Origin of the sequence: Nocardioides sp. (genome assembly GCF_044226765.1) — a bacterium.
In the GTDB taxonomy this organism is placed as follows: Bacteria; Actinomycetota; Actinomycetes; order Propionibacteriales; family Nocardioidaceae; genus Nocardioides.
On record NZ_JBGAGJ010000012.1, the window covers coordinates 21,273 to 34,125 of the forward strand.

Genomic DNA, 12,853 nt, shown 5'->3' on the forward strand with positions numbered 1-12,853 from the left:
TTGTCGGCCAGAACCATTGCTTGTCGGACGAAGCTTTGGCCGACAAGCGAGGGTTTACCCGGTCGACCGGGTAAACCGGCACCCCTCACACGTGCGTGTGCTCGCCCGGACCCTTCACCTTCGTGCCGGGCAGGTCCTTGAGGTCGTAGGTGATCTCGAAGGTGCGTCGGTAGCCGGTGTGGGCGACCCGCCAGCCGTCCGGGGTGCGCACGTAGCGGTCGTCGTAGAACGCCGCGCCCTCGAGCATGAAGGAGAACGCCGGGACGATCACCTTGTCCTGCAGGTACCAGCGGGCCCGGGCGGTGTCGCCCTCCACCGTGATCTCGGGGTGGTGGACCTGGTGCATCGTCAGCAGCCCCTCGCCCAGGTTGGTCCGCATGTAGGTGACCAGGGCGGCGCGGTCCTCGAAGACCAGGCCGTTGTAGTCACCGGTCGCCTCGGGCACGAAGCAGTCCTCGAACTCCTCCCAGGCCTTGGTGTCCAGGGAGCGCAGGTAGCGGTACTTCAGCTGGCTGATCGCGGTGAGGTCGTCCACGAGACGCAAACGTAGGCCACCCGGTGAGCCAGGTCACGCACTTCCGCGGCTGTCGTTGACCTGCTCGTAACGCCGGGTCAACCTCGTGGCGATCTCGCTTCGGCACGCTGAGGACCGAAGTCCGCCCCACCCGAGCGGACCCGAGCCAGGAGGCCTGCGATGGACGACCCCACCCCGGACGTGCGCACCACCGACAGCACGAACCCCGACACCCTGGACCGGCTGCGCGAGCAGCGGACGCAGCTGCGGCTGCGGCACGCCCAGGCGCTGGCCTCCCTCATGGAGGAGCGCACCGACCTGCGCGGCGTGCACGCCCTCGCGGACCACTTCGACGACGCGGTGCGCTGGACCGCGTGAGCCCCGGGCGGGTGTCCCGCGGCCGGGCGGGCACCCGCCAGGGGTGAGCCCGGCCCACCCCGCCCTCGTTACACTCGCCGCGTGATCTTCAAGCGCGTGGGCGTGGGCCGTCCCTACCCCGACCACGGGCTGTCGTCGCGCGAGTGGGCGGCCGTGCCGCCGCGCCAGGTCCGCCTCGACCAGCTGGTCACGACCAAGGACACCCTCCAGCTCAACGCCCTCCTCGACGAGGACTCCACGTTCTACGGCGATCTGTTCGCCCACGTCGTGGAGTGGGACGGTGACCTCTACCTCGAGGACGGACTGCACCGGGCGCTCCGCGCCGCCCTCCAGCAGCGCAGCGTGCTGCACGCCCGCGTCCACACCCTGGAGGGCTGATGTCGGCCAGCGCCCGGTCCGCCGTCACGCTGTCGGTGCTCGGGGTGCTCGTGGTGGTCGCGGCCCTGTGGGGCTGGGCCGCCGCCACCCAGCCGTTGCCGGGCAAGGTCGACACCCCGGTGTGCGTCACCCGGGCGGTGTCCGCCGGCGACAAGGTCTACCCGCAGGACGTCACCGTCAGCGTCTACAACGCCGGCACCCGCGACGGTCTCGCGGGCCGGGTGAAGCAGCAGCTGTCCGACATCGGCTTCAGCAAGGGCACCGACGCCAACGCCCCCTCCGACGCGAAGGTGTCGACGGTCCAGATCTGGACGACCCAGCCCACCAGCCCGGCGGTGCTCCTCGTGGCGAGCTGGCTCGGGAAGTCCGTCGACATCGAGCGGCGCGAGGGCATCGGCCCCGGCGTCACGGTCGTCGTCGGCGACAAGTTCACCCAGGTCTCGGGCGGTCGCCGGGGGGTCGTCGCCAAGGCCGACGCCTTCATCTGCAGCCCGCCGGTCGGCTGAGGCGGCGCCTAGCCCGTACGCCGGGAGCGCCGGCCGCCCAGCCACTGCGCGAGGCGCCCGTGCTCGCTGACCTGGCGCAGCCGCTCCTCGGTCCGCCACCGCAGCCGGCGGGGCGTGACGACCAGCAGGTCGTCGCCGTGCCGGAGCACCGTGCGCCACTCGGGCACGATCGTCTCGCCGTCGCGGACCACCATCGAGACCGCGGCCCCCTGGGGCAGCCGCAGCTCGCCCACCTCGACGCCGTGCATCTTCGACACCGGGCTGATCGTCACCTGCAACAGGTCGGCGGCGACCCGCTCGAGCGGCGCCGCCTCGACCTCGAGCCCGCGCGGCTCCGACCGCCGGACGACCTTCAGCACCCGCGCCACCCTCGGCAGGGTCGGACCGGTGAGGAGGGTGTAGATCACGACCATCACGAACACCAGGTCGAAGAGCTCGGTCGCGTCCGTGACCCCCTCGGCCAGCGGGATCGTCGTGAGCACGATCGGGACCGCGCCCCGAAGCCCCGCCCACGAGATGAACCCCAGCTCCCGCCACGGCATCGGCTGGACGACCGCGCTGACCAGCACCGACAGCGGCCGGGCCACGAAGGTCAGGATCAGCCCCGCGCCGACCGCATAGCCCACGATCTGCAGGTCGATGCGGCCCGGCGAGAGCAGCAGTCCGAGCATGACGAACAGCCCGATCTGGGCCAGCCAGGCCAGGCCCTCGGCGAAGGACCGGGTGGCGGTGCGGTGGGGGAGGTCGGCGTTGCCGAGCACGAGCGCGGCGACGTACACGGCGGCGAAGCCGGACGCGTGGGCGGCCGACGCGGCGCCGTACCCCAGGAACGCGAGGGTGAGCACCGCGAGCGGGTAGAGGCCGGACGACGGGAGCGCCGCGCGGCGCATGATCCACGCCCCGCCGAACCCGGCGGCAAGGCCGAGCAGGGTGCCGGCGACCAGCTCGTAGCCGATGATGCCGAGCATGGCCAGGAGCCCGTGGTCGGCCGCGGCCCCGGTCGACACCAGGGTCACCAGCACGACGGTCGGGGCGTCGTTGAGCCCCGACTCCGCCTCCAGGGCGCCGGTCAGCCGCTTGGGCAGCGGCACCACGCGGAGCACCGAGAACACCGCGGCGGCGTCGGTCGGGGAGGTGACCGCGCCGAGCAGCACCGACAGCTCCCACGGCAGCCCCAGCACGAAGTGCGCGCCGAGGGCGACGACGAGCACCGAGATGGCGACGCCCACGGTCGCGAGCGAGACGCCGAGCCGGATCGAGGGCCGCATCTGCCGCCAGCTCGTGGTCAGGCCGCCCTCCGCCAGGATCACGGCGAGCGCCGCGAAACCCAGCGCGTGCGCCAGCTCGGCGTCCTCGAACTGGATGCCGATGCCGGACTCGCCGAGCGCGACGCCCATCAGCAGGTAGATCAGCAGGCTGGGCAGGCCCGCGCGGGTGGACACCCGCACGGCGAGGATCGCGAGCAGGGTGACTGCAGAGCCCACCAGCACGAACGTGTCGAGCTGGTGCACGTCGAGCACGGGTCACCTCGGCGTTCGTCGGGGCGGCGGAGCCACACTCTAGCGAGGGCCGGGTGGTCGCACGGAACTGGAACATGTTCTAGATTTCGCCCATGAGCTCCGCCGGCACCGCCGTCCCCCCGGTCCTCGACGCCTCCGTGCTCGGCACCGACCCCGAGCGGTACGACGTCGTGGTCGTCGGCTTCGGCATCGCTGGTGGGTGCGCGGCGCTGGAGGCCGCCCGCGCCGGCGCCCGTGTCCTCGTGCTCGAGCGGGCGGCCATCCACGGCGGGACGTCCTCGATGTCCGGCGGCCACTTCTACCTCGGCGGTGGGACCGCAGTGCAGGAGGCGACGGGTTGGGAGGACACCCCCGACGACATGTTCGCCTACCTCGTGGCGGTCTCCAAGGAGCCCGAGCACGACAAGATCCGCGCCTACTGCGACGGCTCCGTCGAGCACTTCGAGTGGCTCGAGGCGCTCGGCTTCGAGTTCGAGCGCTCCTTCTACCCCGAGAAGGCGGTCATCCAGCCGGGGACCCAGGGGCTGATGTTCACCGGCAACGAGAAGGTCTGGCCGTTCCGCGAGCTGGCGCGGCCCGCCCCGCGCGGACACAAGGTGCCGGTGCCCGGCGACACCGAGGGCACCCGGATCGTCCTGGACCTCCTGCGCGACCGGCTGGAGGAGGCCGGGGTGGAGGTCCGCTACGAGACCGGCGCGACCAACCTGGTCGCCGACGACGCCGGGACGGTGGTCGGAGTGGCCTGGCGCCGCTTCGAGGAGACCGGGGTGATCGCCGCTTCGGGCGTGGTGCTGGCGGCCGGCGGCTTCGTGATGAACCCGGACATGGTCGCCGAGTACACCCCGGCCCTGGGCTCCAAGCTGTTCACGCTCGGGTCGACGTACGACGACGGCCTCGGCATCCGCCTGGGCCGCTCGGCCGGCGCCGAGCTCAAGCACATGGAGGAGCCGTTCATCACCGCGCCGTTCTACCCGCCGTCGATCCTGCTGACCGGGCTGATCGTCAACGAGGACGGCCGGCGCTTCGTCGCCGAGGACAGCTACCACTCGCGCACCTCGCAGTTCGTCATGGAGCAGCGCGACTCGGCGGCGTACCTCATCGTCGACAGCGAGCACGGCGAGCTCGCGAGCTACTCGATGCTGGTGCCGATGATCGACGCCTACGACACGATCGCCGAGCTCGAGACCGCGCTCGGGCTGCCGGAGGGGTCGGTCGCCGACACGCTCGAGCGCTACAACGCGATGGCCGCGGCGGGTGAGGACCTCGACCTCCACAAGGCCCCGGAGTGGCTGGCGCCGCAGGACACCGGCCCGTGGGCGGTCTTCGACCTCCGGCTCGGGCACGCGATGTACGCCGGCTTCACCCTCGGCGGCATCCGCGTCACCGTGGACGGCCAGGCGCAGCGCCCCGACGGCTCGGTCATCCCGGGCCTCTACGCCGCCGGCGCCTGCGCCTCCAACATCGCCCAGGACGGCAAGGGCTACTGCTCGGGCACCCAGCTCGGCGAGGGCTCCTTCTTCGGCCGCCGGGCCGGTCGGGCCGCGGCCGGTGGATGAATCCCCGGTCAGCCGGGGATTCATGACGTTGTCGGGTGTTGCAACCCCTGACAACGTCAGGTTTCCCCGGTCAGCCGGGGATCCATCCACCCCCTAGGCTCGCCCCATGAGCAGGTGGGAGGTCGCCAGCCGGGCGAACGTGCCGCCGTTCCACGTCATGGACCTGCTCGCGGCGGCGAGCGCGCGCCAGCGCAGCCACGGCGACCTGCTCAACCTGCTCGCCGGCCAGCCGAGCACGGGCGCCCCGGCGCCGGTCCGGGAGGCGGCCAAGCGGCTGCTGGACTCCGGTGACCCGCTGGGCTACACCCCCGCCGCCGGGATCCTGGAGCTGCGCGAGGCGATCGCCGGCCACCACCGCCGGGCGCACGGCATCGACGTGCACCCCGACGAGGTCGTGGTGACCACGGGCAGCAGCGGCGGGTTCCTGCTGGCCTTCCTCGCGGCATTCGAGGTCGGGGACCGGGTGGCGATGGCCCGGCCCGGCTACCCCTGCTACCGCAACGTCCTCGCGGCCCTCGGCTGCGAGGTCGTCGAGGTGCCGACCGGGCCCGACACGCGGTTCCAGCCGACCGTCGAGCAGGTCGCCGCCCTTCACGAGTCCGCGCCGCTCGCGGGGCTGGTGGTCGCGAGCCCCGCCAACCCGACCGGCACGATGCTGCTGCCCAGCGAGCTCGCGGCGCTCGCGGCGTACTGCGAGGCCGAGCGGATCCAGCTGATCAGCGACGAGATCTACCACGGCATCGAGTACGCCCCGCTCGCCGGCGGCGACCGGCTGGCGCGCAGCGCCTGGGAGACCAGCCGCGAGGCCGTGGTGTTCTCCAGCTTCTCCAAGTACTTCTCGATGACGGGCTGGCGGATCGGCTGGATGCTGGTCCCCGACCGGTTGCGGCGCGCGACCGACGTCCTGACCGGCAACTTCACGATCTGCCCGCCGGTGCTCGCCCAGCACGCGTGCCTCGCCGCGTTCGACGACGCGTCGTACGCCGAGCTCGACGGGCACGTCCGCCGGTACGCCGACAACCGGGCGCTGCTCCTGGACGGGCTGCCCCGGCTCGGGATCACCCGGCTCGCGCCGGCCGACGGTGCGTTCTACGTCTACGCAGACGTCGGTCACCTGACCGACGACACGATGGCGTTCTGCCACGAGGTGCTCGCCCGCACGGGTGTCGCGATGGCGCCCGGGGTGGACTTCGACACCGTCGACGGCGGCCGGTCCGTGCGGCTGAGCTTCGCCGGGCAGGGCGCCGACATCGAGGCGGCGCTCGACCGCCTGACCGCTGTCGTCGGGTCCGCCGCGCTCTGATCCACAGGTCGACCCACCGGGCGTTGCCCCGCGCGACGGGGCGGGCGACCCTGCCGCCATGTTCGCCGACACGAGCGTGATCCGGGCCCTGGCCGGCCACCTGCGCGAGCGGGCCGAGGAGATCCGCGACCTCGCACCCCGCCTCTGGTCCAGCGCCCGCGAGGTGCCCTGGCAGGGCGTCGCCGCTGACGCGATGCGCCGCCACGTGGAGGACCGCGTGGCCGCCCTGCTGCGGTGCGCCGCCCTCCACGACGACGCCGCCGACGCCCTGGAGGAGCACGCCCGGCGGGTGGATCTCGCCGTCGACCTGCTCGCGGCACCGATCCACGCCGTCGAGGAGCTGCTGTGAGCGGGCCCGACGTCGTCATCACCCACGTGGCCGGCGGCGCCGGCGGACCGGCCGTGGTGTACGCCGCCGCGCGGGCCCTGGCCGCGGCCTGCGACCTCGCCGGGGACGAGCTGCGCGCCTGCGGCACCGCGGACCTCCGCACCGCGGCCGAGCCGGACCTGGCGAGCTCGGCACCCCTGTCGCCACCGACCTTCGCGGCCGCCGAGCTGGCGCTGGCGGTGGCGACCGGCGGACCGGACGGTGCCCTGACGGCGTCGGTCCGGTGGGAGGAGACGGCGGTGCTGGTCCGCGAGGCGGTCGGGCTCCTCGAGGCCGGCGACCAGGAGGTCCGGTCCTGGCTGCAGCGCCTCGATGCCGCCGTCGTCGAGCACGCCGTCGGCATCACCCGGCCGCCGCGGAACGCCGGGCTCCTCGCGCTGCTCTACGGGTCGGACGGGCACCCCGTGGTGCGCCCCACCGACGACCGGGTGCCGGGGTCCACCACCGCCCCGCGTGAGCTCGACGACCTGGTCGGCCACCTGCAGCAGGTGGCTGCCCTCTCCGACGGGCCGGAATCGCCGCACAACGGGACGATCGCGGTGCAGACCCTGGCCGACGGCACCGGGCCGCCGCGGCACATCGTCTACCTGCCCGGCACCGACGACATCGCGACGCTGCCCTGGCGCCAGGACGACGACGTCCGCGACCTCGGCACCGACCTGCGGACGATGGGCGGGCAGCCCACCAGCTACCAGCGGGGCGTGCTCGCGGCGATGGCGGACGCCGGGATCGGGCGGCGCGACCCGGTGCTGCTCGTCGGACACTCGCTCGGCGGCATGACCGCGGCGGCGATCCTGTCGCAGGGCAGCCGGTTCCACGTGACCCACGTCGTCACCGCCGGATCGCCGACCGCGCAGGTCGCTGGGTTCCCCGCGGGCACGCACGTGCTGTCGCTGGAGCACGAGGGCGACGTGGTGCCGCTGGTGGACGGGGCCCCCAACGCCGCATCGGTGGAGCAGGTGACGGTCACCTTCGCCGACCACGGCGGTGCGGACGGGGTCGTCGGGGAGCACGACTACTGGCACTACCTCAACGGCGCCGCCGCGGTCGACGCGTCCGGCGACCCGGCGGTCGTCGAGCAGCTGCAGAGCCTGCGCGACGCCGGCTTCCTCGCCGGCGACGGACCGGTGCCCGCGAGGGTCAGCAGCCAGGTGTTCCAGGTGGTGCGGGCGCCGTGAGCAGCCCTCCGCCTCGGCGGCCACCCACTCGAAGCGCACGGGTGCAGCACGCACGGCCGTCTCCACATGTCCGGCTTCGTCCGGCGTCGCCCGGTGTCGCCCGGTGTCGGGTCGTGTGCTCGAGACCTACCCCTGGGTCGGTGTGAGGCACACGACCGGTCCGAACCGTCCTGCCCTCAGAGGATGTCGTGCACGAACTCCCCGAGCTGCACCAGGTTGCGGCACTCGACCATCGGCACGACGGCGCCGTAGCGGGAGGCGGCGGAGTCGCCGGTGTCCCAGTGCCGCCGGTGCTCGGGGTTGAGCCACCACGCGTGCCGTGCGGAGTCGGTCAGCCGACGCAGCACGTCGAGGTGCAGGTCGCTGTAGTTGGAGCGCGCGTCGCCGAGCACCAGCAGGGAGGACTTCGGGCCGAGCGCGTCGGCGTGCTTCTCCTCGAACTTCGCGAACGCGCGGCCGTAGTTGGTCCGGCCCCACAGCGCGGCGTGCGCGGTGCTGGCGGCGAGGTCGGCCAGCACGTCGGCCGGGTCGGCACCGGGCCGGAAGTGCTCGGTCACCTCATGGACGTGGTCGATGAAGGTGAAGGCCCGCACCTTCTCGAACTGGTCGCGCAGGGCGTAGACCAGCAGGAGGGTGAACTGCGCGAAGCTCGCGACCGACCCGCTGACGTCGCACAGCACGACGAGCTCGGTGCGGTGCGGCCGTTTCGGCTTGTGGTGGGTGACCAGGGGGACCCCACCGGTCGAGATGGAGGCCCGGACGGTGCGCCGGAAGTCCAGCGGCCCGCGACGGCGGGCATGGTGCTCCTGGGTCAGCCGGGTGGCCAGCCGACGCGCCAGGGGGTAGATCTCGCGCCGCATCTGCTCGAGGTCGGCCCGCCGCGCGGCGGTGAAGTCGAGCCGCTCGATCGACGGCCGCACCGCGACGTTCGCGACGTGGTCGGGCCCCTTCTCCTCCGCGATCCGCCGGCGGGCGTCGGACTCGACCATCGCCGTGAAGGCACCGATCCGGCGGCTCGCCTCCCGGCGCGCCTGGTCCGGCGTGCGGCCGTCGTCGAGCAGCGCCTGCACGATCCGGTCGACGAGCTCGCCCGGAGCGACCCGCTGCAGGGCGGTGTAGGCCGACCACGACGACAGGCCCGGTCCCCGCCCGGGCATCGCGCCGAACCGCGCGACCATCTCGGCCGCGAGGTCCCGCAGCGCCTGCTCGTCGGCTCCGGAGTCGGTCAGGTCGTCGAGGAGGGCATCGAGCAGCTCGGCGCGGAAGTCGCGCAACGCGTCGGCGTTGTCGGCGACCGGCCCGTCGTCCTCCCTGCTCTCGGCCGCCACGCCGTCGCCGACCCGGCCCGGGAAGTAGAGGTCGAAGAGGGCGTCGAAGGTGGGGCGCTGGGTCTGCCGCTTCACCAGGGTGGCGGCGTACGCCGCGCGGACCACCTCCCGCCGGTCCCAGGGCAGGGCGCTGAGCGCGGCGACGGCGTCGAGGTCCTCGGCGAGCGACACCGACAGCCCGGCGGCCCGCAGCGCCTCCAGGAAGGAGATATGGCGGTGGACGAGACTCATCGTTGGTGACGGCTGTGGTTACGGCTGGCGCGCCGACGTCAATGCTCGTACGGCCTTGTCGTGGTCGGAGGCGTGCTTGAGGATGACGCCGAGCGTGTCGTTGACGACCTTCGGGTCGAGCTCGCTGATCTCCAGCGCCACCAGGGTCCGGGCCCAGTCGACCGATTCGGCGATCGAGGGCGCCTTCTTCAGCTCCAGCTCGCGGAGCCGGTGCACGACGTCGACCAGCGCGTGCGTGACCCGGTCCTCGAGGTCGGGCACCTGGCTGGTGACGATCTGCCGCTCCCGCTCGGCGTCGGGGTAGTCCAGGTGCAGGTAGAGGCAGCGCCGCTTCACGGCCTCGGAGAGCTCGCGGGTCGCGTTCGAGGTGAGCACGACGAACGGCCGGCGTACCGCCGCCACCGTGCCGAGCTCGGGGATCGTCACCTGGAAGTCCGAGAGCACCTCGAGCAGCAGGCCCTCCACCTCGACGTCGGTCTTGTCCACCTCGTCGACGAGGAGCACCGTCGGCTCGTCGCGACGGATCGCGGTGAGCAGCGGGCGGGTGAGCAGGAACTCGTCGGTGAAGATGTCGTCGTGGGTCTCCTCCCACGACTGGTCACCGCTGGACTGGATGCGGAGGAGCTGCTTCTTGTAGTTCCACTCGTAGAGCGCCCGGGCCTCGTCGAGCCCCTCGTAGCACTGCAGCCGCACGAGCTCGGCGCCGGTGACCCGGGCCACCGCCTTGGCGAGCTCGGTCTTGCCGACCCCGGCCGGTCCCTCGACCAGCAACGGCTTCTCCAGGGCCCCGGCCAGGTACGCCGTCGTGGCGGTCGCCGGGTCGGCGAGGTAGCCGTGGGCGGCGAGACGGGTGGCGGCGTCGTCCGGCGAGCCGAACCAGGAGCTGGGCAGGGGCATGCCGTCATCTTCCACCACCCGACCCCGTCACCTCCGCGCGTCCCACGTCGTTGGCACTGCGGGAGAGGGAGCACGCCGACCGGTTCAGGAGGACACATGCCAGCGCACCGTCTCCCGACCCGCCTGCGCGCGCCGCGCCCGGTCCGCCTCGCCGTCCGCCTCGCCATGCTCGGGGTGCTGGTCACCGCCGCGGCCGTCGTCTGGGTGGCGATGCCGGTGCCCGCCGGTCCACAGGCCGGGTACGCCGGCCCGACGGCCGGACCCACGCGCTCCCTCGTGCAGCGGATGCTCGACGCCCACGACTGCTCCGTGACCGGATTCCCCGAGGACGTGGTCCCCGGCTCGGCGGTGGTGCGCAGCGCGACCGGCCGGCTGCACCACGTCAGCTTCGAGACCGGGTGGCGGGTCTACACCCGGCACGGTGCGGCGCAGCTCGTGGCCGTGTGCCGCGACCAGCCACCCACCGCCCGAGGCTGACAGTCCCTGCGGGCTCAGGAGCGGCCGTGCCGCCCCTCGCCGGCCGCGAAGCGCTGCGCCCCCTCGACCGCACCCGCGGCGAGGGAGACCATCCCGTGGCGCAGCTCGTTGGCCAGCGCGTCCTGCTCGGAGAGGCCCTCCTGCTCCAGCAGGGAGAGCCGGTCCTGGCGCAGGCACTCCTGCGGGAGGGCGGCGAGCTGGTGGGCGAGGGCCTCGGCCTCCGCGCGGGCCTGGCCGACCGGGACCACGCGGTTGACCAGACCCATCCGCTCGGCGTCCCAGGCGTCGACGGGCCGGCCGGTGAGCACCAGGTCCAGCGCCCGGCTGGTGCCGATCAGGCGCGGCAGCCGGACCGTCCCGCCGTCGATCAGCGGCACCCCGAAGCGCCGGCAGAAGACGCCCAGCACCGCGTCGCCCGACGCCACCCGGAGGTCGCACCAAAGAGCCAGCTCGAGACCACCGGCGACGGCGTACCCCTCGATGGCGGCGATCACCGGCTTCGACAGCCGCATCCTGGTCGGGCCCATCGGCCCGTCACCGCCCTCGGTGACCTGGTTGCCGCGCTCGGTGCCGATCGCCTTGAGGTCGGCCCCGGCGCAGAACGTGCCGCCGGCCCCGTGGAGGACGGCCACGCTCTGGGCGGAGTCGGCATCGAAGGCCCCGAACGCCTCGGCGAGGGCCGCCGCGGTCGGCCCGTCGACGGCGTTGCGCGCCTCGGGCCGGTCCAGGACGACGGTCGTGACGGGTCCCTCGATCTCCACGCGGACGCTCATGGCGGCCATTCTGCTCCGCCACCCGGCCGCCGGTGGTCGAGGTCGGCGGCCGACCTCCGGGGTCCCGAAGGAGCGCAGCGACGACCGCCCGTCGAGACCCCCGCACCCGCCCACCGCTCCGACCACCGCATGCGGACGCCCGCCACCTGGTCTGGTGACGGGCGTCCGGGAGTAGCGGTCAGCGGCTCACGAGGTCCGCAGGATCACCCCCGACAGGGCGGGCACGGTGATGCTGGTGACCAGCCGGCCGTTGAGCTTGCGGTAGTGGTGGCGCAGCGCCAGGGTGCGCGACTGCGTCGTGGGGTTCACCAGCACGGTGCCGCCGGTGTAGTTGCGCCGCCAGACACCGGTGCTGCCGACCACGTGCCGGGTCTCGGTCGGGTTGCCGATCTCGATGGTGGAGCGAGCGGTCCAGTGGTCGACGTTCGCCTCGTAGGGCACGAAGATGCTGGCGCCGGTGTGGCCGTTCCAGGTCAGCAGCCAGGTCGCCCGGTGGTAGGTCTGGATCGAGACGTCGTCGCGGTTGCTGTAGGTGATCGCCAGCAGTGGGACGTTGCGGTCGGCGCACCAGGCCGCCATGTCCATCTTCCACTTCCAGTCGGGGCCCACGAAGCGGGCGCCGTTGCGGTCCAGGCCCCACTTGACGAAGTACTCGTTCTCCCAGCCGGAGACGTAGCGGGTCCAGTCCTGCATGACCGACAGCCAGGTGTTCCACTCGACGGTCACGTTGGGCACGGCCATGAACCCGGCCGCCTTGATCCGCCCGCCGACCGTGTCGAGGAACGACCCCATCGAGCGGTACATCGCGGCGTCGGTCGGGATCTGGGTCGAGGTGCGACCCCCGACCGTCGGGTGGCTGAGATAGGTCAGCGTGTCGTCCATCATCACGCCGTCCCAGTGGTACTTCCTCAGCTCGCCGATCACGTTGTCGGCCCAGGCCTGCTGGTAGCCGCCGTTCCCGACGTCGGCCGGGTAGACGTTGGTCCAGTCCGACCACTCGAGCACCCGGCCGCCGGAGTCGGTCAGCAGCCAGTCGTGGGCGGCTGCCTGCTGGTAGGTGACGCCGGTCGAGGCGAGGCCGGTCGCCCAGTCGACGTCCTTGCGGGTGGCCGAGGCGTCCTTGTACATCAGGATCTTCAGGTTCGGGTTCTGCGCCTTCAGCGCCGGGATCCGCGCGTACTCCCACGGCTGCAGCACCAGGTAGCTGCCCTTGTAGGCGTCCGGGGTGGCGGCGATGTCACCCGGGTCGAGGGTGAGGATGCCGGCGGAGCTCGGCGGCACCGACCGTCGTCCGCGGTCCGCGGAGTCGGCCTGGCTGGCCGGGAGCGACAGGCCCGCGGTGACCACGAAGGTCGCCGTCGCCAGGGCCAGGAGGAACGACGTGGTCCGGAGCAGGGCACGCCAAGCAGCACGAGTCATGAGACAC

The 12,853-nt window shown here is 73.0% G+C and carries 14 protein-coding genes; 8 read left to right on the forward strand and 6 right to left on the reverse strand.

Annotated features, from left to right (window positions below):
- Window positions 1-85 precede the first annotated feature (85 nt).
- Entirely contained in the window at window positions 86-535 is a 450-nt protein-coding gene (locus ACILRH_RS19650; protein ID WP_395695759.1) for a nuclear transport factor 2 family protein, read from the reverse strand.
- A 159-nt stretch (window positions 536-694) separates the two neighbouring features.
- On the opposite strand from ACILRH_RS19650, the gene ACILRH_RS19655 reads away from it, so the two are divergent.
- From ACILRH_RS19655 to ACILRH_RS19665, 3 genes are all read left to right on the forward strand, one after another.
- Window positions 695-892, forward strand: a complete 198-nt coding sequence (locus tag ACILRH_RS19655; protein ID WP_395695760.1) for a hypothetical protein — start codon at window positions 695-697, stop codon at window positions 890-892.
- An 81-nt stretch (window positions 893-973) separates the two neighbouring features.
- A complete protein-coding gene (locus ACILRH_RS19660) occupies window positions 974-1,270 on the forward strand; it encodes a type II toxin-antitoxin system VapB family antitoxin (RefSeq protein ID WP_395695761.1) in 297 nt (98 codons plus the stop codon).
- Entirely contained in the window at window positions 1,270-1,776 is a 507-nt protein-coding gene (locus tag ACILRH_RS19665) for a LytR C-terminal domain-containing protein (RefSeq protein WP_395695762.1), read from the forward strand. Before ACILRH_RS19660 ends, ACILRH_RS19665 begins: the two co-directional genes overlap by 1 nt.
- Window positions 1,777-1,784: 8 nt before the next feature.
- Here the strand turns inward: ACILRH_RS19665 and ACILRH_RS19670 are convergent, their stop codons facing one another.
- A complete protein-coding gene (locus ACILRH_RS19670) occupies window positions 1,785-3,296 on the reverse strand; it encodes a potassium/proton antiporter (RefSeq protein WP_395695763.1) in 1,512 nt (503 codons plus the stop codon).
- A 92-nt stretch (window positions 3,297-3,388) separates the two neighbouring features.
- Between ACILRH_RS19670 and ACILRH_RS19675 the strand changes: the two genes are divergently transcribed.
- The 4 genes from ACILRH_RS19675 (at window position 3,389) to ACILRH_RS19690 (ending at window position 7,721) form a co-directional block, all read left to right on the forward strand.
- The gene (locus ACILRH_RS19675; RefSeq protein ID WP_395695764.1) at window positions 3,389-4,852 is read left to right on the forward strand and encodes an FAD-binding protein; all 1,464 of its coding nucleotides are present in this window, start codon (window positions 3,389-3,391) and stop codon (window positions 4,850-4,852) included.
- A 106-nt stretch (window positions 4,853-4,958) separates the two neighbouring features.
- Entirely contained in the window at window positions 4,959-6,155 is a 1,197-nt protein-coding gene (locus ACILRH_RS19680) for a pyridoxal phosphate-dependent aminotransferase (RefSeq protein WP_395695765.1), read from the forward strand.
- A 58-nt stretch (window positions 6,156-6,213) separates the two neighbouring features.
- Entirely contained in the window at window positions 6,214-6,504 is a 291-nt protein-coding gene (locus ACILRH_RS19685; RefSeq protein WP_395695766.1) for a hypothetical protein, read from the forward strand.
- Window positions 6,501-7,721 carry a hypothetical protein gene (locus ACILRH_RS19690; protein WP_395695767.1) on the forward strand — a complete coding sequence of 407 codons (1,221 nt, stop codon included), beginning with the start codon at window positions 6,501-6,503 and terminating at the stop codon, window positions 7,719-7,721. Before ACILRH_RS19685 ends, ACILRH_RS19690 begins: the two co-directional genes overlap by 4 nt.
- A gap of 176 nt (window positions 7,722-7,897) precedes the next feature.
- Here ACILRH_RS19690 and ACILRH_RS19695 read toward each other — a convergent pair whose 3' ends face one another.
- Together ACILRH_RS19695 and ACILRH_RS19700 are read right to left on the reverse strand one after the other, a co-directional pair.
- On the reverse strand, window positions 7,898-9,280 hold the full coding sequence (locus ACILRH_RS19695) for a VWA domain-containing protein (RefSeq protein WP_395695768.1): 1,383 nt from the start codon (window positions 9,278-9,280) through the stop codon (window positions 7,898-7,900).
- An 18-nt stretch (window positions 9,281-9,298) separates the two neighbouring features.
- The gene (locus ACILRH_RS19700) at window positions 9,299-10,177 is read right to left on the reverse strand and encodes an AAA family ATPase (RefSeq protein WP_395695769.1); all 879 of its coding nucleotides are present in this window, start codon (window positions 10,175-10,177) and stop codon (window positions 9,299-9,301) included.
- 96 nt (window positions 10,178-10,273) lie between these two features.
- On the opposite strand from ACILRH_RS19700, the gene ACILRH_RS19705 reads away from it, so the two are divergent.
- The gene (locus tag ACILRH_RS19705) at window positions 10,274-10,654 is read left to right on the forward strand and encodes a hypothetical protein (RefSeq protein ID WP_395695770.1); all 381 of its coding nucleotides are present in this window, start codon (window positions 10,274-10,276) and stop codon (window positions 10,652-10,654) included.
- Window positions 10,655-10,668: 14 nt separating this feature from the next.
- On the opposite strand, the gene ACILRH_RS19710 is transcribed toward ACILRH_RS19705, so the two are convergent.
- Both ACILRH_RS19710 and ACILRH_RS19715 read right to left on the reverse strand, forming a co-directional pair.
- Window positions 10,669-11,427, reverse strand: coding sequence for a crotonase/enoyl-CoA hydratase family protein (locus tag ACILRH_RS19710; protein ID WP_395695771.1), 759 nt, complete (start codon window positions 11,425-11,427; stop codon window positions 10,669-10,671).
- A gap of 186 nt (window positions 11,428-11,613) precedes the next feature.
- Window positions 11,614-12,846, reverse strand: a complete 1,233-nt coding sequence (locus ACILRH_RS19715; RefSeq protein ID WP_395695772.1) for a putative glycoside hydrolase — start codon at window positions 12,844-12,846, stop codon at window positions 11,614-11,616.
- Between the last annotated feature and the right edge of the window lie 7 nt (window positions 12,847-12,853).